At 27.8% G+C, this 2,050-nt stretch carries 2 protein-coding genes; both read left to right on the forward strand.

Features of this window, described 5'->3' with window-relative positions; all coding sequences use genetic code 11:
- The first annotated feature begins 118 nt into the window (after positions 1–118).
- Positions 119–1,351 carry a hypothetical protein gene (locus tag BUB36_RS20280; protein ID WP_242655930.1) on the forward strand — a complete coding sequence of 411 codons (1,233 nt, stop codon included), beginning with the start codon at positions 119–121 and terminating at the stop codon, positions 1,349–1,351.
- A gap of 103 nt (positions 1,352–1,454) precedes the next feature.
- Positions 1,455–1,928 (forward strand): hypothetical protein, encoded by a 474-nt coding sequence (locus BUB36_RS18840; protein ID WP_165613157.1) that lies wholly within the window; start codon positions 1,455–1,457, stop codon positions 1,926–1,928.
- Positions 1,929–2,050 lie beyond the last annotated feature (122 nt).

Below are 2,050 nucleotides of genomic sequence, written 5' to 3' on the forward strand. Positions count from 1 at the left end.
GAGATAAACAACTTCAAGGTTTAATAAATTTGATATGAATTTTAAGTAAAATCAATGGGTTAAGTTGAAGATTATTCTTAAATCTTTGACAATACATTTAAATTAAGGAGATGATAAAATGAAAAAAGTATTGATATTTACATTAATAACAGTTTTACTAGTAGGAAGTTTTCAAAATTCATATGCTATTTCTAATAAAAATAAATCTAAACTAGAAAAAGTTCATGGAAAATCTATTTCGATAAAAAATGTAAATCAGAAACTTGGTATTAATACTAAATTAGCAAAAAAATCTGTTCCCCAAATATTTTATGATTATTTTACAGAATTTGAAAAAGAAGAAAATTTGGGAACAGCTGTTGTAAAAGGTCATCTTGAAATTGAAGGAAATAGATATGATTTTAAGACCGAAGGAGAAGTAGAAAAAAAACAACTCAAATCTGGTGAATTGATAGAAGGGGCACTCAAGGGGAATATAGTAATTGAAGGTGATGAATACAAATTATTAATTGGGTTCGCTAAAAAGAATAAAAAAGTGTGTTTATCTATGAATATATACAATGAGTCTGATTCAATGGTGATGATATTTGGAAAACCTATTATATCAGAAAACGATATGAAAGAGATAAAAGAAAAGAAATCAAAAGAAACAAAAAAGAAAAATTCTAATATGTATAATTTTACTTCCATTAAAAATGAAAAAATGTGCAAATTGAAGTCCGTAACACGTATTTTTGAGTATATAAAATCTGAATCAGCATATATGAAAAATTCTACGATTGATGATGAACGTGGAGTAAAAGTAAAATTGTACCAAGAGGAAAATAATGGAGAGTTATTATTATTAAAACTTAGATCTTATGCAGAAGATATTGAAGAAGCCTTAGGTAATTATGATCCTTTTAGCAAAAGTGTAGAATTATATGAAGTTAAAGCTGGATTTAAGTTTAGCAAGGGAAAATGTGATGGTGTACATCCAAGTGAGGATGACGACGGTTCCAGCGTAGATGTTTTTAATATTCTATATGATGTTTTAAATTGTTTTGGGATACCAACTAACACACTTGCTGCTGCGATTAATGGATCCAAAGGATATTTAAATGTCTATTCTTCTACCCTTACACCTTATTTAAAAACTAGAGCTGGATCAAACTTAGAGTTGGATTTTGATGATGAGTATGTTCCGTTTTTTGTTATTGGAATAGATGGAAATCAAGGAAAAGTTGCAGGTAAGTTCTATGCTGAAATGGAATACAAAGAAAAATATTATATTCCAATGGATGGATATGTTTACAATTATTACGAGAGTAAAAAGGCAGAAGATGATTTTAGCTTAGATGTTACAGATTAGAAAGGCGGTGAGTATTATAAAAAAAAATAATATATTAATTTTAATATGTGCTTCTCTAATAATCGCTTTGATTATATTAAACATTTATCAATATAAAAAAAGTTTGACAATCAAAATAGAGTATGGAGAAAGAATTTCTAGTATTGAAGCCTATGCTTTAGTATTACCGTCAAGAATGATATTAGATGAAATTTTAAATAGTGATGCTATAGACGAAATAAGTTTAGCTAAGGCAATTGAACATATAAATGTGACTAAAAGTCTTGCATTTTCAGGAGTAGGAGGTTTTTCTCAAGTAAACTCCTTTCTTGATAATACAGAAAAGGATTTAAAAAAACTATATAAGCTTATTAAGCAAAATGGAAATGAGGGGGAGATAGACGCTTTAATAAAGAAGACAACGGAGAATCAGAAAAAAAGTCTAAAAACTTATGAAGAAATAAGAAAGTTTTTTAAAGAATATATGAGTCAAAGGAATGAGGATAGGGAAGATGAAGAATGGGCTTTGCTGTGGTATAGAAATAGTCAAGGAGAATCGGACGAGTTAATCAAAATTATAGAAAGAGGATTAAGATAATAATTATAAAGGTCTTTTCAATCCTGACCCTGTTTTTACCGACTCTTTTTCCTACAACTTCTAAATCATAAAATATTTTACATTATTTTCTGATTTAGTATGTTATACTATTTTTACAAACA

Source organism: Paramaledivibacter caminithermalis DSM 15212 (assembly GCF_900142245.1).
Lineage (GTDB): Bacteria > Bacillota > Clostridia > Peptostreptococcales > Caminicellaceae > Paramaledivibacter > Paramaledivibacter caminithermalis.

Coding starts and splice junctions, on each gene's coding strand:
- BUB36_RS20280 (WP_242655930.1), top strand. CDS start 119: ATGAAAAAAGTATTGATATTTACATTAATAACAGTTTTACTAGTAGGA.